Below are 18,430 nucleotides of genomic sequence, written 5' to 3' on the forward strand. Positions count from 1 at the left end.
GAAATCTGCCGATTTTCCGGAGCTGACAACCATGAGTGCATCACCCGATCTCTCTGCAGCCGTTGCCGACAGCGACGCCGAGCAGCTACGCAAACTGGGTTACACCTCAAACTTCAATCGCAGCATGAGCCTGTGGGAAAACTTCGCCCTGGGCTTCACGTACCTCTCCCCGGTCGTAGGGGTTTATACCCTCTTCGGCCTGTGCCTGGCCGCCGGTGGGCCACCGATGTTCTGGGCCTATTTGCTGGTCGGTTGTGGCCAGTTGCTGGTGTGCCTGATCTTCGGTGAAGTGGTCTCGCAGTTCCCGATTTCCGGTGGCGTGTATCCGTGGGCACGCCGTTTGGTGGGCAAACGCTGGGCGTGGATGGTCGGCTGGATCTACTCCATCGCGCTGTGCGTCACCATCGCCGCCGTCGCCGTCGGTGCGGGTCCGTACCTGGCCGCGATGATGGGCTTTGAACCGAGCAACAACACCAACATTGTCATCGCACTGTTTCTGACGCTGTTCGCTACCCTGGTCAACCTCAGCGGCACCAAAGTGTTGGCGCGCATTGCCATGTTCGGTTTTGTCTGCGAACTGGTCGGTGCCGTGATCGTCGGCGTTTACCTGCTGATCTTCGAGCGTCATCAATCGATCAGCATGTTGTTCAACACCTTCGATATCAGCGTGGATGGCTCGTACCTGCCTGCGTTCCTCACCGCCTCGCTGGCGGGGATGTTCCTGTACTACGGCTTCGAGGCCTGCGGCGACGTGGCCGAAGAAACCCCGAACCCGAGCAAACAGATCCCGGTGGCCATGCGCATGACCATCTACATTGGCGGCATCGCGGCGATGTTCGCCTGCCTGGCGCTGATCCTCGCCGTGCCGGACATGCAAGCGGTCATCAATGGCACCGACAAAGACCCGGTCACCACCATCCTTAACAACGCCTTCGGCCCGGTGGGTTCAAAAGTGGTGATGGGCGTGGTGATGATTTCCTTCATCTCTTGCGTCATCAGCCTGCAAGCGGCGGCGAGTCGTCTGCTGTATTCCTACGCTCGGGATGAAATGGTTATCGGTAGCTCACTGCTGAAGAAGATTTCCCCTACGACTCAAGTTCCGGTTGCGGCGCTGTTTGTGTCCGGTGTCCTGCCGGCGCTGATCATCATCCTGGGCTTCTTCCTGCAGGATGCGGTGGCAACCATCGTCAGCTTCGCGGCCATCGGCATCTACCTGGCGTTCCAGATGATCGTGCTCGCAGCGCTGTATGCACGCATGAAGGGCTGGAAACCGAGCGGCAAATTCACCCTCGGCGCCTGGGGTTGGGCCGTGAACATCGGCGCGCTGGTCTACGGCGTCGGCGCAATCATCAACATGGCCTGGCCGCGCACGCCGGATGCGGCGTGGTACATCAACTACGCCATGGTGTTGAGCACTGCGATCGTGATTGGGCTGGGTCTGCTTTATATGTGGATTGCCAAGCCGTATGACCATGGGACGGCGCCGGCGGGGGATGCGTGGAAGGTTAGTCGGTAAAATATTCGCCTTTCGACCAAACACCCTGCCCGCAGATACGGGCAGGGTTCATGGTGCTAGATCGGTTGCGGTTTGGAGAGGGCTTCGAACTCATCCATCAGCAAATGGATCTCGGTGCTGGGATTAGGTTCGCCGCTAATAGCGACGTCCTCAAGAATCTTGGGTGCCAGTATTCTCGCCTTTTGGAATGGCTCACCCAGAAGTTGAGCGAAGTAGTTGGTGTCTTTGCCTTTCTCGTACGTTCCCATGTTTGGTTTTTCTCTGAGGCTCCTGGTTACCAGGTCGCCCGGAGAGTTTTTCCCGACAGCTCTGAATGGCTTTCGATTGAACCCAAAGTGCAGAAGTAGCCAAAACTCAAAACAGGGATACGAGGCAATTACGTGGATTTTTGGATGTGCCTTAGCCATATCGATGGCTCGCTCAAAGCATATGTGCGTATCGCGATCCACCGCACAAAACACCTTCTCGAACCATTTCTGACGGGCGATGGCTCTTTCCACGATGCCGCTTGGGTGTGTGACTCCGCAGTGGACGATTTCAACCTGGGCTTTGGCGCGAAAATGAAATGCGGCCTCTTCCAGATATCGTTTTCCGGACTGGCTGTCCTCACAGAGAACCAACACTTTGGGTTGAGGCTTGAATCGCGGGGCCTTTCGATCAAATGATCTTGCCGACCGCACCATAGTCACCTCCGCCTTATCAGCGGTAAACCGCGGTAACGACCCTCAAAATAGCGTTTCTCGACATTCTCTCCCTCTCGCCCCTCAAAATCATGAACGGAAAAAAGATCGGTTGAACCATTAGCATCGCGTTCGGTGATCCAATACTGATCGCGTCGAAGAGTCTTGGCATTCATCAAGTGTGTGTCGTGAGTAGTGAAGATCAACTGAGTATCCCGCCCGCTATTCAGATGTTTCTCAATCAGCTCCGCGACTATGGCTGGATGAAGGCTGCTGTCCAGTTCATCGACAGACAGTACCCCGCTCCCATCTGCCTGATTGATCATGAACCAAGGCAGCCAGAATCCAATCAGGTTTTTCGTGCCGCCTGACTCTTCTGAAAAATCAAACTCGGCTCTTCCCAAAAGACTTGTGTGCGTCAGGGTCACTTTGTCTTTTTGGGCTGCAGCGAAGAACTCTTTGAGCGTGAGTTTTTTATCAGTCGGAACGGAGTCTGCATCGGTATTGAGCTGGATCGTGGACACCGGAATATCCACTTCTTTTAGAAAGTCTCGTAAATCACACGTGTAATTCGATGCCATCTGCAGAAACCTGATCGACGCTGCAGACAGGCCAATCATGTTGTTCTGTTCAATAACGAGGAGGCCGGTTTGAAACCAGCTAAACGGCACTCTCAACTGAGTAAGCTCTTCGTTGCTGTTCGCAACTGCCTGCGAAATAAACAACATCTTAGGGCTGGTCAAACGCTGCCAGGCTTTGTGAACTTCTTTGCCGCCCTCAAGGCTTGAGCCCAAGACATACCTCTCCCCTTCATCATCGAAACGACGCTCATACAACAGCGCTTCTTTGCCTCTGGGATATGAAACCAATTTCTCTTCGGTAATCCGCTGCGCAGTCACGCGCAGGACAAACCGATATCGGAGCCCACCTTGAATGAAGTTGTATTCAAAGAAACTGGGTTCGTTCTTGAGCTGCGAGTCAAAACGAAACGGTGAAACCGGTAGAGGTTCATCGTTTAAAGTGGCTGTAGAAGCGAGCAAATTCCCCACAACCCCCATCGCCCGGATTAGAGAAGATTTGCCGGATGCGTTGGGTCCGTAAATCGCGGCCACCTTCAGCAAGTCGGGCAACTTTTCTCCATTTACGGGTGGCTTGAATACGTTGCGCTTTTTGCTCAGGCGCGCTGCCGCAGCCATGGACAAGGTTTGCTTCTCACGGAAGGAGCGATAATTGGAAACTGAAAATTCGATCAACATGCAGTAAACCCGCAGTTCATGACTGAAAGCGGAAAAACTATAGGAAAAACTATTAGTTCGGCGCTGTGCCTCTGCACTTCAGGCAAAAACAGGCAATTCCTACAGATCAAGCCTTCCGAAAAAGACACTGATTCCTACAACACGCGGCGCCAGAGTAGACTTGGCGCCGCGAGCGCCTGACCGATAGGCTTCATCCCGTCGCTGCCAAATCAGCGATCCGGGGTCGAAGCCGGTAACTCATCAACATGGCGCATCCGCGCCCCCATATGAACTGGGGCAATTTTTGCCTTTCAGCTTCGCTTTATGGTGGGCCGTGTGGCGCGGGCCTCTTGGCTTACATGTTGATCGAGAATGTCCCGACTTCGAACGCCGCACGGTCCGCCACCCAAATCTGTCGAAGGATTAGTGGCGGCTCCTTTTTCAACATGGAGTCGAAAAAATGCTTGAGCACACGCTAAATCCGTCTGAAATCCATCCTCATTTCACCCCAACCGTTTTCACCCGCCACAACCGTTTCCTCCACGCCATCATGCAAGCAAACCAAGCCTGGTTCTGCGTCCATGATTTGGGACGTTTGATGGGACGCCCGATGGATCAACGCCTCACTCTGAAACTCGATCCAGATCAGCGCCGATACGTTTGGTTGCTAAAGGACGGCAAAACCATCGAATCACTGATGGTCAGCGAATCAGGGATGTACGCACTTCTGGTCCACCATTTCGTCCCGGAAAACCGAAACCTGCGCCAATGGTTGAGCAACGAGGTCATTCCGATGCGGCGTGAGTCGAACGTGGCATCTGTGGATAACAGTCCTAGCCTGAGTTCGTTGCAATGGGCCGGGATCTCTGTGCCGCTGCTGCATTGGCTACATTCGGCCTGGGTCAAGTGGCGGGACATGCCTGATCTGATGCAGGCACAACGACCATTCCCGACCATGGGCACTTGCAGTTGAAAGCAGGGTGAGTAAACGACAAAGGGGCAGACTTCACAGTCGGCCCCTTTGGTTCAGGTACACCTATTCAATGGCTTTCACGGTCACCACCGCCGTCAAAACCGCGAAACACTCCGCATCGCATCCACCAGATACCGCATCGCAATCCGATCACTCTCCGACAACTCGCGATACCGTTCCACCAACTTCATCTCCTCGGAATTGAGACGGCGCCTTCGCCGGCCGGTAGCCAGGCACGGAAAGATTCCCAACATTTCGGTGATGCCTTGTACTTTCGACATGGACGATGTCCTTCTATACGTCAAAGAAAACTTCAAAAACCGCATCGCCCTACCCTTTTTTCAGCAGCCACCTGGTGCCAACTGAACCCCACCGGCCTGAGGGCAGAAACCGGTCATGCCCATAGAATAGGAACTATCCGGGCGCTGAAAAGCGGTTTTTAGAGTAATTAGTCGAAAAAAGCAGAAATGCCCTATAAATCAGAAAGCACTGTGGGAAACGTTAACCGACATGTCTTGTTTCATTGCTACGCTGGCGTAGTGCAATCAATCATTTTTTCTCTGCGACCGAACGGTTTAAGCTATTTGGCATCTGTTTAAAGTCCGTTGCGTTTGGCCGAAGGCATGTCCGAACCTCCATTTTTGATCCAGTACGTGCCAGGAACGGCGCGGGATTGTTCACGACAGGTTGTACTTATGCACCGCAGGAATTTGCTCAAAGCGTCCATGGCCATCGCGGCCTACACCGGTTTGTCGGCCACCGGCCTGCTGGCCGCTCGAGCCTGGGCGGGCAATGGCGCCGCTGATGGCGAGGCCCAGGCGTTCGACTTCGACGCGCTGAAGATCCAGGCCAAGCAACTCGCCAGCAGTCGCTATCAGGACACCAAGCAGGTGCTGCCGCCGACCCTGGCGACCATGACCCCGCAGAACTTCAACGCGATCCGCTACGACGGCAACCACTCGCTGTGGAAAGACCTGAACGGTCAGCTGGATGTGCAGTTTTTCCACGTCGGCATGGGTTTCAAGCAGCCGGTGCGCATGTACAGCGTCGATCCCAAGACGCGTCTGGCGCGGGAGGTGCATTTCCGCCCTTCCCTGTTCAACTATGAAAAAACCACGGTCGATACCAAGCAGCTCACGGGGGATCTGGGTTTTTCCGGGTTCAAGCTGTTCAAGGCCCCGGAGCTGGACAGGCACGATGTGTTGTCCTTCCTCGGCGCCAGTTATTTCCGTGCGGTAGACGCCACCGGCCAGTACGGTCTGTCGGCCCGCGGTCTGGCGATCGACACTTATGCCAAGAAGCGTGAGGAGTTCCCGGACTTCACCAAGTTCTGGTTCGAGACCCCGGGCAAGGACAGCACCCGCTTCGTGGTCTACGCCCTGCTGGACTCGCCGAGCGCCACCGGCGCCTACCGTTTCGACATCGATTGCCAGGCCGAACGCGTGGTGATGGAGGTTGACGCTCACATCAATGCGCGCACCGCCATCGAACAACTGGGCATCGCGCCGATGACCAGCATGTTCAGTTGCGGCACCCATGAACGGCGCATGTGCGACACCATTCACCCGCAGATCCACGACTCCGACCGTCTGGCCATGTGGCGCGGCAACGGCGAGTGGATCTGCCGTCCGCTGAACAATCCGGCCACCCTGCAATTCAATGCCTTTGCCGACACCGATCCGAAAGGTTTCGGGCTGGTACAGACCGATCACGAATTCGCCAACTATCAGGACACCGTCGACTGGTACAGCAAACGCCCAAGCCTGTGGGTCGAACCTACAACTGCGTGGGGCGAAGGCTCTATCGATCTGTTGGAGATTCCTACAACCGGCGAAACCCTGGATAACATCGTCGCGTTCTGGACCCCGAAAAAACCGGTGGCGGCCGGCGACTCGTTGAACTACGGCTACAAGCTCTACTGGAGCGCACTGCCACCGGTCGGCACGCCGCTGGCGCGGGTCCACGCGACCCGTTCGGGCATGGGCGGCTTCATCGAGGGCTGGGCGCCTGGCGAGCATTATCCGGAAGTCTGGGCACGGCGGTTTGCCGTGGACTTCAACGGTGGCGGTCTGGACCGCTTGCCCGAAGGCACAGGGATCGAGCCGGTGGTCACTTGCTCGAACGGCGAAGTGAAGGACTTCAACGTGCTGGTGCTCGATGACATCAAGGGTTACCGCATCACCTTCGACTGGTACCCGACCAATGACAGCGTGGTGCCAGTGGAGCTGCGGTTGTTCATTCGCACCAATGACCGGACGCTGAGTGAGACCTGGTTGTACCAGTATTTCCCGCCAGCGCCGGAGAAGCGTAAGTACACCTGACGGCAAATCAAAAGATCGCAGCCTGCGGCAGCTCCTACATTGGATCGCATTCCCCTGTAGGAGCTGCCGCAGGCTGCGATCTTTTGATGTTAAGAGGCCCCGACCAAACTGGCCGGGGCTTTTTGGTTTTACAGCTTCACTCAGTCGCGCAAATCCGACTCATGAATCGGCTGATCACGATGGGTTGCCCGTTGATACTGCGCCGGCCAGATAGCCTTGTGTCCGCCCAGGTCGTCGTCGGCATGCAGCGGCCAGTACGGATCACGCAATAGCTCACGGGCGAGGAAGATGATGTCGGCCTGACAGGTGCGCAGAATGTGCTCGGCCTGCGCAGGCTCGGTAATCATTCCGACAGTGCCAGTGGCAATGCCTGACTCCTTGCGTACGCGCTCGGCGAAGCGGGTCTGATAACCAGGTCCTGTAGGAATCTCCGCATTGGCCGCCGTACCGCCCGAAGAAACGTCGATCAAGTCCACGCCCAACCCCTTGAGGCGTCGCGCCAGCTCCACGGTCTCATCGGGATTCCAGCCGTCTTCCACCCAATCGGTGGCCGACACTCGCACAAACACCGGCAACTCTTCTGGCCATACCGCCCGCACCGCTTCGGTGACTTGCAGCACCAGCCGAATCCGGTTTTCGAACGAGCCGCCATATTGATCGCGTCGCTGATTACTCAGGGGCGACAGAAACTGGTGCAACAGGTATCCATGGGCGGCGTGTATTTCGACCACCTTGAAACCCGCGGTCAGTGCCCGTTTTGCCGAATCGACAAAGGCCTGAATGACGTCGGCGATCGCGCCGTCATCGAGCTGCTTCGGTGCAGTGTGCTGAGGGTCGAAAGCGATCGGTGAAGGCCCGACCGGGATCCAGCCGCCGTCCTCGGGTTTGACACTGCCATGCTTGCCGAGCCATGGCCGAAAGGTGCTGGCCTTGCGCCCGGCGTGGGCCAGTTGAATGCCAGCCACGGCGCCTTGAGCGGCGATGAAGCGGGTAATGCGTTGCAGGGGCTCGATCTGTTCATCATTCCACAGACCCAGGTCTTCGGCGGTGATGCGTCCGTCGGCAGTGACCGCCGTCGCTTCGGTAAACACCAGACCGGCCCCGCCGACAGCACGGCTACCGAGGTGGACCAGGTGCCAGTCATTGGCCAGTCCATCGACACTGGAGTACTGGCACATCGGCGACACCGCGATGCGGTTAAGCAGGGTCAATTGGCGAACGGTATAGGGTTCAAGCAGCAGACTCATGGGGCACCTCTCGAATCAGTGGGCAGGCTCCAGGGTTCTGTTTGAAAAGTCGACGAGTGACAGGAAAGAGGTGAAGCACCCGCCCCCGCGGGCAAAAAATTCGACAAGACGTCACAAGGATTTCAAGCAGTGCTTAGAGCCTAGTCGACAACGGGGATCAGCGGAGGGTTCAAGAAAAGATCGCAGCCTTCGGCAGCTCCTGCATGGGCCGGCGTACACCCGAAGGAGCTGCCGAAGGCTGCGATCTTGAGGGCTCAACGCGGTTCGATGTGGGCAATCATCAACTGAACGGTCTCGTTCCCACGAAACTCGTTGAGATCGAGTTTGTAGGCCAATTCCACCCATTTGATGGTCGGGTTCGGCCAGATATCGCGATCAATACCAAACGCGATGCCATCGAGCTTCACCGAGCCACATTCGCTTTTCAGCACCACTTTCAGGTGCCGTTCGCCAACGACACGCTGCTCGACCAACTGGAACACCCCATGAAACAGCGGTTCCGGGAAGTGCTGCCCCCAAGGTCCGGCGTGGCGCAAGGCGCGGGCCAACTCCAGGTGAAACTCTTCGACCGCCAGGGTGCCGTCCGACAGCAGACGCCCGGTCAGGTCTTCTTCACGCAATTGCCTACGCACTTCGGCGTCAAAGGCTTCGGCGAACAACGGAAAATTCGCTTCCGGCAGCGTCAGGCCAGCCGCCATCGCGTGGCCGCCGTATTTACTGATCAGGTTCGGATGTTGCGCAGCCACCACGCTCAATGCATCGCGAATGTGAAACCCCTGGACCGAACGCCCCGAGCCTTTGAGCAGCCCATCGCCGGCATCGGCAAAGGCGATCGTCGGGCGGAAATAGCGCTCTTTCATACGCGAGGCGAGGATTCCGATGACACCCTGATGCCACTCGGGATCGAACAGGCACAAACCGAACGGCATCGACTCCACCGGCAAGTCCTTGAGCTGAGCCAGCGCCTCACGCTGCATGCCCTGCTCGATGGATTTGCGGTCCTGGTTCATGCCATCGAGCTGGGCCGCCATTTCACGCGCCAGACCCGCGTCTTCAGTGAGCAGGCATTCGATGCCCAGGCTCATGTCATCCAGCCGCCCGGCTGCGTTCAGGCGCGGGCCGACGATGAACCCCAGATCGGTGGAGGTGATGCGCCCATGGTCACGCTTGGCCACTTCGAGGATCGCCTTGATCCCCGGCCGCGCACGACCGGCACGAATCCGCTCCAGGCCTTGGTGCACCAGAATCCGGTTGTTGGCATCCAGCGGCACCACGTCGGCGACACTGCCCAGCGCCACCAGGTCCAGCAACTCGCCGATATTCGGCTGCGGCTTGCTCTCGTACCAACCGAGGCTGCGCAAACGCGCGCGCAGGGCCATCAGTACATAGAAAATAACCCCGACACCGGCCAGCGCCTTGCTCGGAAACCCACAACCTGGCTGATTGGGGTTGACGATGGCATCGGCCAGCGGCAGTTCATCGCCCGGCAAGTGGTGATCGGTGACCAGCACCTTCAAACCAGCCTTCTTCGCCGCGGCCACGCCTTCGACGCTGGAGATTCCGTTGTCCACGGTGATCAGCAACTGCGGCTCACGGGTCAGCGCCACCTCGACGATTTCCGGGGTCAGACCGTAGCCATACTCGAATCGATTTGGCACCAGATAATCGACGTGAGCCGCGCCCAACAGGCGCAAACCCAACATGCCCACGGTACTGGCCGTCGCGCCGTCAGCGTCGAAGTCGCCAACGATCAAAATCCGCTGCCGCTGTTCCAGCGCCGTCACCAGCAAATCCACCGCATCATCGATGCCTTTGAGCTGCTGGAACGGAATCAGCCGCGCCAGGCTCTTGTCCAGTTCGGCTTCGGACTGCACACCCCGCGCCGCGTACAGGCGAGTCAGCAGCGGCGGTAGATCACCGAGGAATGGCAAGGTGTCGGGCAACAGGCGAGGTTCGATGCGCATGGGGTGACAGATGCTTCTCTTGAATACGTAGGATAAAACCGGATGACGCGGACCAACTGCGAAAAATCAGCCGCGTTCGCCGCTCAGCCACTGCAACTGAACTTCATGTTGACCACGGTCGTCGGTCACGAAAATCGTCCCTTCACTGATCATCACATCCCACTTGATAACGCGCGGCATGTCTTTGGCCAGGGTTTCCAGCACGTCCTGCGGGACCGCGGCGATGTGCACGTTTTTCAGGTTCTTGATCGCCGGGATCACTTTGGTTTCCCAGACGCGCAGGCTGCCGTAGGCCAGCAGGCTGGTGCGCTCGGTACGGCGCGAGCACCAGGTCAGGCGATCGGCGTCCGGCTGGCCGACTTCGATCCAGTGCAGGACACGGTCGTCCAGGCTCTTTTCCCACAGGGCTGGCTCATCCACGTCTGACAGACCACGGCCAAACGACAGCTGCTCGTTGTACCAGAAGGCGTAGGCCAGCAGCCGCACGGTCATGCGCTCTTCGGTTTCCGAAGGGTGACGGGCGATGGTCTGCTTCACGCTCTCGTAGACGCTGCGGTCGAGGTCGGTGAGGTTCAGTTCAAACTTGTAGGTCGTGGACGGCTGGGCCATGAACGGGCTTCTTGATACGAGGAAAGTCGGCAAGTCTAACCGATGCAGCGGGCAATCCACGAATTCGCGACCATCTACCTTGGTCGTCTGACGCCCGGCTATGCTACAACGCTCCATCAGCCAAGCCTTTGTCCTACAGGATCCCGCATGCCGCTTACCGCCAAACCGCTCTCAGGTCTGAAAGTCATCGAATTGGGCACCTTGATCGCCGGGCCGTTTGCCTCACGCATTTGCGGTGAGTTCGGCGCCGAGGTAATCAAGATCGAATCCCCCGACGGCGGCGATCCTTTGCGCAAATGGCGCAAGTTGTACGAAGGCACTTCACTCTGGTGGTTCGTACAAGCGCGCAACAAGAAGTCCCTGACCCTGAACCTCAAACACCCGGACGGCCTGGCGATCCTGAAAAAGCTGCTCGGCGAAGCGGACATCCTGATCGAGAATTTTCGCCCCGGCGTGCTGGAAAAACTCGGGTTGGGCTGGGAAGTCTTGCACGCGCTGAACCCGAAACTGGTGATGGTGCGTCTCTCGGGCTTCGGCCAGACCGGGCCGATGAAAGATCAGCCAGGCTTTGGCGCGGTCGGTGAATCCATGGGCGGCCTGCGCTACATCACCGGTTTCGAAGACCGCCCGCCCGTGCGTACCGGGATTTCCATCGGTGACTCGATTGCCGCGCTCTGGGGCGTGATCGGCGCACTGATGGCTCTACGCCATCGCGAGGTCAACGGTGGCCTGGGGCAAGTGGTGGATGTGGCGCTGTATGAAGCGATCTTCGCCATGATGGAAAGCATGGTCCCGGAGTTCGACGTGTTCGGCTTCATCCGCGAACGGACCGGCAACATTATGCCGGGCATCACGCCCTCCTCGATCCACACCAGTGCCGACGGCAAACATGTGCAGATCGGCGCCAATGGCGATGCGATCTTCAAACGCTTCATGCTGATCATCGGCCGCGAAGACCTGGCCAACGACCCGGTGCTGGCGAGCAACGACGGACGCGATAGCCGTCGCGACGAGATTTATGGGGTCATTGATCGCTGGGTCAACTCGCTGCCGCTGGACGTCATCATCGAGCAGTTGAATCAGGCTGACGTACCGGCCAGCCGGATCTTCAGCGCCGAAGACATGTTCAGCGATCCGCAGTACCTGGCGCGGGAAATGTTCCTGAAGGCCAAGCTGCCTGACGGCAAAGATTTCAAGATGCCGGGAATCGTGCCGAAACTCTCAGAGACACCCGGCACTTCGGAATGGGTCGGGCCGCAGTTGGGCGAACACAATGCGCAGGTACTCCACGACCTTGGTTACGACATGGAACAGATCGCACAGCTGCGTGAAGACGGGGCCATCTAGGCTGAAGCGTCTGCTTTCGCTGCTCATCACTCACTACCGCGCCCGAGTGGTATATGCGCTCGCGGCGATGTTCCTGCTCGTCGGTCCTGTCCCGCCAGCGATGGCGCAACCCAAGGAAACCATGGTCTGGCTTTTGCGGGATCTGCCACCGCTGACGATTTTCGAAGGACCGAAAAAGGGTCAAGGCGTCATCGATCAACTGCTGCCGCTGTTGATTGCCGGCATGCCGCAATACGAACACACCTTAATGCGGGTCAATCGTGCTCGCGCCTTACAAATGCTCCACGAACCCTCCCTTACGTGCGATGCAGCGCTGAACCGGAGCAAGGAACGCGAACGCTGGATCGCGTTTTCCATTCCGGTGTTTCGGGCAATGAGTAACGGCGTGGCCGTGCGGCGCGTTGACCGTGAGACCCTTGCACCCTTCATCCAGGACGGTGAACTGGACCTGGCGGCCTTCCTGGCTAGCGGCGGCGAGAAGTTGGGCATTATTGCCGAGCGCAACTACGGTGAGTACCTCGACGCGCTGCTCAAACAAGCACCGCCTGGCGCGCTTACCCTCCACTACGGCAATGATGCCTTGGGCAGCCTGCTACAAATGCAACGTCTGGGGCGTTTGCGGCTGTTGCTGGGATACCGCCCGGAAATACGCTACCAGGCCCAGCAGCAAGGGATCGCAGAGGATGAGTTGCAGTTTTACCCGATTCGCGGCGCGGAGAAATTCTTGTCCGGTTACATCGGCTGTACCGACACGCCCAAGGGTCGGCAGGCGATCGTCGAGATCAACCAGTTGCTGCGCACACTGCCCCATGAGCGATTGAGCGAGGCTTACGCCGCATGGCTCGACCCGGAAAGTCGCAGCGCGTACCTGGAGGAATCCAGGGTGTATTTCGAACATCGGCCGCAGCAATGACAAATCGCGGGCAAAAAGAAACCCCGAGAAGTGGGGAGACGACTCGGGGTTAAACGTGGCCTACATAAAGACCAGTGGCAGCAAGCTACAAGCACCGGAGCACAATGCTTGATCCTGCTGTTACATGGTCTGACTGACTGTGGGCCCGGAAGGTTCCCACAAAAAACAATTCAATTTCGACTGGCCAGGAGCTTGTCCTGTGCAGCATTGCGCAACGCCGCGATCACGCAGGGCTCAAGACGTCCTTCGGCAATCAGCACGTCGCGGTGCAAGCCATCAACGACATCCGTCAGCAGACGCTTATCGGTCAACTGGGCCTGATTGAACTCCCGTTCGACCATGATAGCGCCGGTCGCACTCTTGAGTGTCACCAAGCATTCGCCATGGGCACCCGACGGGGTCAACGTTACCTGATACGGGCTCAGAGCCTCACCGAGCAATAGACTGATACTTTCCATCTCGATCACCACTCAATAGTCCGAAAACAAAGTGCCTGGGGCGTGCTCACAGTAAATGACCACCGGCCCGAGAAGAAAGTTCTGGATTTCAACTGCAGACGCATCGGCGTTACCGGTCGATAGAGCATGCACGGCAAAGATGACAGAGGAAAAACAGCCCCCCTTCTGCGCAAACGAAAAAGCCCGTCAGGAGACGGGCTTTTTCAGGTACAGCGTTTACCGGTTACAGAGGCTTGCCGCGATTGCCATGCTGACTGACGAAGGCCTGAACGGCTTTCAGGTCATTCGGCAGCACGGTGCAGCGCTCATCGCGCTCAAACAAATCAGCCAGGTGCACCGGCAGTTCCAGCGCTTTGCCCACGCCAGCCTTTTCCACCGCGTCCGGGAATTTGACCGGATGGGCGGTGCCCAGGATCACCATCGGAATATCCAGGCTGCGACGGCATTCGCGCGCAGCTTTCACGCCGATTGCAGTGTGCGGGTCCAGCAACTCGCCCGTCTGCTCATAGACTTCGGCGATGGTTTCGCAGGTTTGCGCGTCATCCACGGCCAGGGAGTCGAACAGCTTGCGGGCTTCGGTCCAGCGTTCCTGTTCGACGCTGAAACCGCCCCCCTGCTTGAAGGTGTCCATCAGGCCGGCAATCGCCGCGCCGTTGCGACCGTGCAGGTCGAACAGCAGGCGCTCGAAGTTCGACGACACCATGATGTCCATCGACGGCGACAGCGTGGCGTGCAGGGTTTCCTTGACGTACTGATTGCCGCTCATGAAGCGGTGCAGGATGTCGTTGCGGTTGGTGGCGACGATCAACTGGTTGATCGGCAGGCCCATGTTGCGAGCCAGGTAACCGGCGAAGATGTCGCCAAAGTTGCCGGTCGGCACCGAGAACGATACCGAACGCGCCGGGCCGCCCAACTGCAGGGCTGCGTGGAAGTAGTAAACGATCTGGGCCATGATCCGCGCCCAGTTGATCGAGTTCACCGCCACCAGACGCGTGCCTTTGAGGAAGCTCTGGTCGGCGAAGCTGGCCTTGACCATTTCCTGGCAGTCATCGAAGTTGCCTTCGATGGCGATGTTATGGATATTCTCGCCGAAGATGGTGGTCATCTGGCGACGCTGCACTTCGGACACGCGGTTGTGCGGGTGCAGGATGAAGATGTCGACGTTTTCGCAGTGCTTGCAGCCTTCGATGGCGGCCGAACCGGTGTCGCCCGAGGTGGCGCCGACGATCACTACGCGCTCACCGCGTCTTTCCAGCACGTAGTCGAGCAGACGACCGAGCAGTTGCAGGGCGAAGTCCTTGAACGCCAGGGTCGGGCCGTGGAACAGCTCCAACACCCATTCATTGCCGTTCAGCTGGCGCAACGGTGCCACGGCGTTGTGGGAAAACACGCCCTGCTCTGAAGAAGAGTAGGTCTCTTCCAGAATTTTTTTGAAATCGGCATCGGGAATGCTGCCGCCAACGAACGGGCGCATCACCCGGAAGGCCAGCTCGTGATACGGCAGGCCGGCCCAGGAAGCGATTTCTTCCTGAGTGAAACGTGGCAGGTTTTCCGGCACATACAGGCCGCCGTCAGTGGCTAAACCTGCCAGCAGGACGTCTTCGAAATTCAGGGCCGGTGCCTGGCCGCGGGTACTGATATAACGCATGACTGGCTCCAATAGACAGTGTTCGCAAACCCGGGCCCGCATGCGGGCCCGGTGAACGATAACGGCTTAGTTCAGGTGCTCGACGCGGATCCGTACGACCGGACCGACCACGCCCGCCAAGGCTTCCAGAGCGGTGATCGCATCGTTCATGCGCTGCTCGAGCACACGATGGGTCAGCAGGATCATCGGCACCAGGCCGTCGTGTTCTTCGACTTCTTTCTGCATGATCGATTCGATGTTGATGCCGCGCTCCGACAGGATGCTCGCGACCTGAGCCAACACACCCGGATGGTCCTTGGCCTGGATGCGCAGGTAGTAGCTGCTTTCGCAGGCTTCGATCGGCAGGATCGGATGGGCCGACAGCGAATCTGGCTGGAAGGCCAGATGCGGCACGCGGTTTTCCGGGTCCGAGGTCATGGCGCGAACCACGTCCACGAGGTCGGCGATCACCGACGAAGCGGTCGGCTCCATGCCGGCGCCAGCGCCGTAGAACAGGGTCGAACCGGCAGCGTCACCATTGACCATCACCGCGTTCATCACGCCGTTGACGTTGGCGATCAGGCGATCGGCCGGGATCAGCGTCGGGTGGACGCGCAACTCGATGCCGGCAGCGGTGCTGCGAGCTACACCGAGGTGCTTGATCCGATAGCCCAGGGCTTCGGCATAGTTCACGTCAGCGGTGGTCAGCTTGGTGATGCCTTCGGTGTAGGCTTTGTCGAATTGCAGCGGGATGCCGAACGCAATGGAGGCCAGGATCGTCAGCTTGTGGGCCGCGTCGATGCCTTCAACGTCGAAGGTCGGATCCGCTTCGGCATATCCCAGGGCTTGTGCCTCGGCGAGTACGTCTTCGAAGGTGCGACCCTTCTCGCGCATTTCGGTGAGGATGAAGTTACCGGTGCCGTTGATGATCCCGGCGACCCAGTTGATGCGGTTGGCCGACAGGCCTTCACGGATCGCCTTGATCACCGGAATACCACCGGCTACCGCAGCTTCGAACGCCACGATCACGCCTTTTTCGCGTGCCTTGGCAAAAATCTCATTACCGTGAACGGCGATCAGTGCCTTGTTCGCGGTGACCACATGCTTGCCATTCTCGATGGCCTTGAGTACCAGCTCGCGGGCAACGGTGTAGCCGCCCACCAGCTCTATAACGATGTCGATCTCAGGGTTCGTGGCCACTTCGAAGACATCGTTGGTAATCGCAATACCGGTCGTTTGGAACTGAGGCTTTGGCGTGCGCATGGCAATTTGTGCCACTTCGATCCCACGCCCGGCACGACGAGCAATTTCCTCGGCGTTGCGCTGAAGTACGTTGAAGGTACCGCCACCGACGGTCCCTAACCCACAGATGCCTACTTTGACCGGTTTCACTGTGAACTCCCCATAAAACGGCCGACTCAAGGCCGGCCGTGAAAACAACCGCATGCTCGCGGTTCTCTATTAATGGCCCGGCAAATGTTGCCACCGGACCATGATCGTCAATGGCTGACCGTGACGATGCGAATTTACTTCGCGCCCAGCGCCAGTTTGGCGACTTGTGGCGCAGGCTGGTAGCCCGGAATGACCTGACCGTCGGCCAAAACGATGGCCGGTGTGCCGTTCACGCCGATCGACTGGCCGAGGGCGAACTGTTTGGAAACCGGGTTATCGCACTTGGCGGCCTTGATTTCCTTGCCGTCGACCATTTTGTCCATGGCGGCTTTCTTGTCCTTCGAGCACCACACCGCTTGCAGCTGTTCGTCACCCGGCGAGCCGAGGCCCTGGCGCGGGAACGCCACGTAACGCACTTCGATGCCGCGCTTGTTCAGCTCAGGCACCTCGGCGTGCAGTTTGTGGCAGTACGGGCAGGTGGTGTCGGTAAACACGGTGATGTGCGACTTGGTTTCGCCAATCGCCGGGTAAACCACGGTTTCCGCGACTGGAATCTCGTTGACCAGTTTGGAGATGCCCAGGCGCTCGGTCTTCTCGGTCAGGTTGACCGGCTTGCCGTCCTTGAGCTGGAACAGATAGCCCTGGACGACGTACTGGCCGTCGGCGCTGGCGTAGAGCACGCGACTGCCCTTGAGTTTGACTTCGTACAGGCCCGGCAGCGGGCTGGCGGTGATGCTTTCTACCGGCACTTCGAGCTGGAGGTTTTCCAGGCTTTTACGAATGGCTTTGTCGGCCGCGTCATCGGCGACGGCAAAGGTGCTGACCAACGCAATGGCTGCGGCGGCGAAAATCTGGGTCAGACGCATGAGAACTCCTGAAGGCGGACAAATGGGACGATCAGAACGCCCGTGCCGAAACACCGGGTCATAACCGCCCATCGTGCAAACCGGCAAAGCCTACCACATAAGGCCCGTGGGGCCGAATGCACCTGTCGCAAGACATTTGATCTGCGCAGATTCAAGTGTGGGAGCGAGCCCGCTCGCGAAGGCAATCTGACAGTCAACACTGCTTTGAATGTTATACCGTCTTCGCGAGCAGGCTCGCTCCCACAAGGATCTCATTCAGCCGCGTGGGTGATGTTTGGCGTGCAGGTCCTGCAAGCGTGCGCGGGCGACGTGGGTATAGATCTGGGTGGTCGACAGATCGCTGTGGCCGAGGAGCATTTGCACCACTCGCAGGTCGGCGCCGTGGTTTAGCAAGTGCGTGGCGAAGGCATGGCGAAGGGTATGCGGCGACAGCGACTTACCGATCCCGGCGACCTTGGCCTGATGCTTGATACGGTGCCAGAAGGTCTGACGGGTCATCTGCTCGCCACGCTGACTGGGGAACAGCACATCGCTGGGACGTCCGCCGAGCAGCTCGCCACGGGCATCACGCATGTAGCGCTCGACCCAGACAATCGCTTCCTCGCCCATCGGCACCAGACGCTCCTTGCTGCCCTTGCCCATCACTCGCAGCACGCCTTGGCGCAGGTTGACCTGCTCCAGCGTCAGGCTGATCAGCTCCGTCACCCGCAAGCCGCAAGCGTAAAGCACTTCGAGCATGGCGCGGTCACGCTGGCCGATGGCTTCACTCAAGTCCGGTGCTTTTAACAAGGCCTCAACATCTGCTTCCGACAAGGACTTGGGTAGTGGCCTGCCGAGCTGCGGCATATCGACACGCAAGGTCGGATCGACGGCAATCAGCTTTTCCCGCAGCAGATAGCGATAGAAGCCACGCACGCCAGAGAGAAATCGCGCGGTTGAACGGGGTTTGTAGTTTTGCTCCAGGCGCCAGGCCAGGTGATCGAGGATCAGCTCGCGTCCGGCGTTGATCAGTTCCAGGCCCTTGTCCTGCAGCCAGCCGTTGAACAGGGCCAGGTCGCTGCGATAGGCATCACGGGTGTTATCGGAAAGACCTTTCTCCAGCCACAGGGCATCGAGGAATTGGTCTATCAGTGGGTGATCGATGGCGGGCATAAAGGCTCAGGCAAGACAAGTAACGACTGGACAGTCTTTCATAGCGCGCCTGCCTGCGGAACCATTACACGCATAAATTGCAGGCAACAAAAAAGCAGCCCGTAGGCTGCTTTTTTCTGCATCGGAAGCT

At 58.5% G+C, this 18,430-nt stretch carries 16 protein-coding genes; 5 read left to right on the plus strand and 11 right to left on the minus strand.

From position 1 onward, the window contains the following. Positions 1-31: 31 nt before the first annotated feature. The gene (locus ACYZUD_RS17280) at positions 32-1,516 is read left to right on the plus strand and encodes an APC family permease (RefSeq protein WP_462019396.1); all 1,485 of its coding nucleotides are present in this window, start codon (positions 32-34) and stop codon (positions 1,514-1,516) included. A 56-nt stretch (positions 1,517-1,572) separates the two neighbouring features. Here ACYZUD_RS17280 and ACYZUD_RS17285 read toward each other — a convergent pair whose 3' ends face one another. Further along, positions 1,573-2,199, minus strand: a complete 627-nt coding sequence (locus tag ACYZUD_RS17285) for an RloB family protein (RefSeq protein WP_462019397.1) — start codon at positions 2,197-2,199, stop codon at positions 1,573-1,575. A gap of 2 nt (positions 2,200-2,201) precedes the next feature. Continuing rightward, complete coding sequence (locus ACYZUD_RS17290; RefSeq protein ID WP_462019398.1) at positions 2,202-3,452, minus strand: AAA family ATPase; 1,251 nt, start codon at positions 3,450-3,452, stop codon at positions 2,202-2,204. A gap of 439 nt (positions 3,453-3,891) precedes the next feature. Here ACYZUD_RS17290 and ACYZUD_RS17295 point away from each other — a divergent pair, with 439 nt between their 5' ends. Next, entirely contained in the window at positions 3,892-4,404 is a 513-nt protein-coding gene (locus tag ACYZUD_RS17295) for a BRO-N domain-containing protein (RefSeq protein WP_462019399.1), read from the plus strand. A 95-nt stretch (positions 4,405-4,499) separates the two neighbouring features. Here the strand turns inward: ACYZUD_RS17295 and ACYZUD_RS17300 are convergent, their stop codons facing one another. Further along, positions 4,500-4,685: a hypothetical protein gene (locus ACYZUD_RS17300; protein WP_462019400.1), complete on the minus strand. Its 186-nt coding sequence runs from the start codon at positions 4,683-4,685 to the stop codon at positions 4,500-4,502. A 414-nt stretch (positions 4,686-5,099) separates the two neighbouring features. Here ACYZUD_RS17300 and ACYZUD_RS17305 point away from each other — a divergent pair, with 414 nt between their 5' ends. Beyond that, the gene (locus ACYZUD_RS17305; RefSeq protein WP_462019401.1) at positions 5,100-6,725 is read left to right on the plus strand and encodes a glucan biosynthesis protein D; all 1,626 of its coding nucleotides are present in this window, start codon (positions 5,100-5,102) and stop codon (positions 6,723-6,725) included. A gap of 140 nt (positions 6,726-6,865) precedes the next feature. On the opposite strand, the gene ACYZUD_RS17310 is transcribed toward ACYZUD_RS17305, so the two are convergent. The 3 genes from ACYZUD_RS17310 to ACYZUD_RS17320 all read right to left on the minus strand — a co-directional run bounded on the left by ACYZUD_RS17310 (position 6,866) and on the right by ACYZUD_RS17320 (position 10,545). Further along, entirely contained in the window at positions 6,866-7,972 is a 1,107-nt protein-coding gene (locus tag ACYZUD_RS17310; protein ID WP_462019402.1) for an NADH:flavin oxidoreductase/NADH oxidase, read from the minus strand. Between the two features lie 254 nt (positions 7,973-8,226). Beyond that, positions 8,227-9,936 (minus strand): single-stranded-DNA-specific exonuclease RecJ, encoded by a 1,710-nt coding sequence (recJ, locus tag ACYZUD_RS17315; RefSeq protein ID WP_462019403.1) that lies wholly within the window; start codon positions 9,934-9,936, stop codon positions 8,227-8,229. A 66-nt stretch (positions 9,937-10,002) separates the two neighbouring features. After that, positions 10,003-10,545, minus strand: a complete 543-nt coding sequence (locus ACYZUD_RS17320; RefSeq protein WP_008151638.1) for a YaeQ family protein — start codon at positions 10,543-10,545, stop codon at positions 10,003-10,005. Positions 10,546-10,692: 147 nt separating this feature from the next. On the opposite strand from ACYZUD_RS17320, the gene ACYZUD_RS17325 reads away from it, so the two are divergent. Together ACYZUD_RS17325 and ACYZUD_RS17330 are read left to right on the plus strand one after the other, a co-directional pair. Then, a complete protein-coding gene (locus ACYZUD_RS17325) occupies positions 10,693-11,892 on the plus strand; it encodes a CaiB/BaiF CoA transferase family protein (protein WP_462019404.1) in 1,200 nt (399 codons plus the stop codon). Between the two features lie 67 nt (positions 11,893-11,959). After that, a complete protein-coding gene (locus tag ACYZUD_RS17330) occupies positions 11,960-12,805 on the plus strand; it encodes a TIGR02285 family protein (RefSeq protein ID WP_462019405.1) in 846 nt (281 codons plus the stop codon). 170 nt (positions 12,806-12,975) lie between these two features. Here ACYZUD_RS17330 and ACYZUD_RS17335 read toward each other — a convergent pair whose 3' ends face one another. The 5 genes from ACYZUD_RS17335 to xerD all read right to left on the minus strand — a co-directional run bounded on the left by ACYZUD_RS17335 (position 12,976) and on the right by xerD (position 18,300). Then, positions 12,976-13,263, minus strand: coding sequence for a DUF3509 domain-containing protein (locus ACYZUD_RS17335; protein WP_462019406.1), 288 nt, complete (start codon positions 13,261-13,263; stop codon positions 12,976-12,978). Between the two features lie 223 nt (positions 13,264-13,486). Then, a complete protein-coding gene (thrC, locus tag ACYZUD_RS17340) occupies positions 13,487-14,911 on the minus strand; it encodes a threonine synthase (protein WP_462019407.1) in 1,425 nt (474 codons plus the stop codon). 66 nt (positions 14,912-14,977) lie between these two features. Then, positions 14,978-16,282 (minus strand): homoserine dehydrogenase, encoded by a 1,305-nt coding sequence (locus ACYZUD_RS17345; RefSeq protein WP_462019408.1) that lies wholly within the window; start codon positions 16,280-16,282, stop codon positions 14,978-14,980. Between the two features lie 134 nt (positions 16,283-16,416). After that, positions 16,417-17,148: a bifunctional protein-disulfide isomerase/oxidoreductase DsbC gene (gene dsbC, locus ACYZUD_RS17350; protein ID WP_462019409.1), complete on the minus strand. Its 732-nt coding sequence runs from the start codon at positions 17,146-17,148 to the stop codon at positions 16,417-16,419. Between the two features lie 255 nt (positions 17,149-17,403). Then, positions 17,404-18,300, minus strand: a complete 897-nt coding sequence (gene xerD / locus ACYZUD_RS17355; RefSeq protein ID WP_084321881.1) for a site-specific tyrosine recombinase XerD — start codon at positions 18,298-18,300, stop codon at positions 17,404-17,406. Between the last annotated feature and the right edge of the window lie 130 nt (positions 18,301-18,430).

It is taken from the genome of Pseudomonas sp. XS1P51 (assembly GCF_054897845.1).

Coding starts and splice junctions, on each gene's coding strand:
- ACYZUD_RS17280 (WP_462019396.1), top strand. CDS start 32: ATGAGTGCATCACCCGATCTCTCTGCAGCCGTTGCCGACAGCGACGCC.
- ACYZUD_RS17285 (WP_462019397.1), bottom strand. CDS start 2,199: ATGGTGCGGTCGGCAAGATCATTTGATCGAAAGGCCCCGCGATTCAAG.
- ACYZUD_RS17290 (WP_462019398.1), bottom strand. CDS start 3,452: ATGTTGATCGAATTTTCAGTTTCCAATTATCGCTCCTTCCGTGAGAAG.
- ACYZUD_RS17295 (WP_462019399.1), top strand. CDS start 3,892: ATGCTTGAGCACACGCTAAATCCGTCTGAAATCCATCCTCATTTCACC.
- ACYZUD_RS17300 (WP_462019400.1), bottom strand. CDS start 4,685: ATGTCGAAAGTACAAGGCATCACCGAAATGTTGGGAATCTTTCCGTGC.
- ACYZUD_RS17305 (WP_462019401.1), top strand. CDS start 5,100: ATGCACCGCAGGAATTTGCTCAAAGCGTCCATGGCCATCGCGGCCTAC.
- ACYZUD_RS17310 (WP_462019402.1), bottom strand. CDS start 7,972: ATGAGTCTGCTGCTTGAACCCTATACCGTTCGCCAATTGACCCTGCTT.
- recJ (WP_462019403.1), bottom strand. CDS start 9,936: ATGCGCATCGAACCTCGCCTGTTGCCCGACACCTTGCCATTCCTCGGT.
- ACYZUD_RS17320 (WP_008151638.1), bottom strand. CDS start 10,545: ATGGCCCAGCCGTCCACGACCTACAAGTTTGAACTGAACCTCACCGAC.
- ACYZUD_RS17325 (WP_462019404.1), top strand. CDS start 10,693: ATGCCGCTTACCGCCAAACCGCTCTCAGGTCTGAAAGTCATCGAATTG.
- ACYZUD_RS17330 (WP_462019405.1), top strand. CDS start 11,960: ATGTTCCTGCTCGTCGGTCCTGTCCCGCCAGCGATGGCGCAACCCAAG.
- ACYZUD_RS17335 (WP_462019406.1), bottom strand. CDS start 13,263: ATGGAAAGTATCAGTCTATTGCTCGGTGAGGCTCTGAGCCCGTATCAG.
- thrC (WP_462019407.1), bottom strand. CDS start 14,911: ATGCGTTATATCAGTACCCGCGGCCAGGCACCGGCCCTGAATTTCGAA.
- dsbC (WP_462019409.1), bottom strand. CDS start 17,148: ATGCGTCTGACCCAGATTTTCGCCGCCGCAGCCATTGCGTTGGTCAGC.
- xerD (WP_084321881.1), bottom strand. CDS start 18,300: ATGCCCGCCATCGATCACCCACTGATAGACCAATTCCTCGATGCCCTG.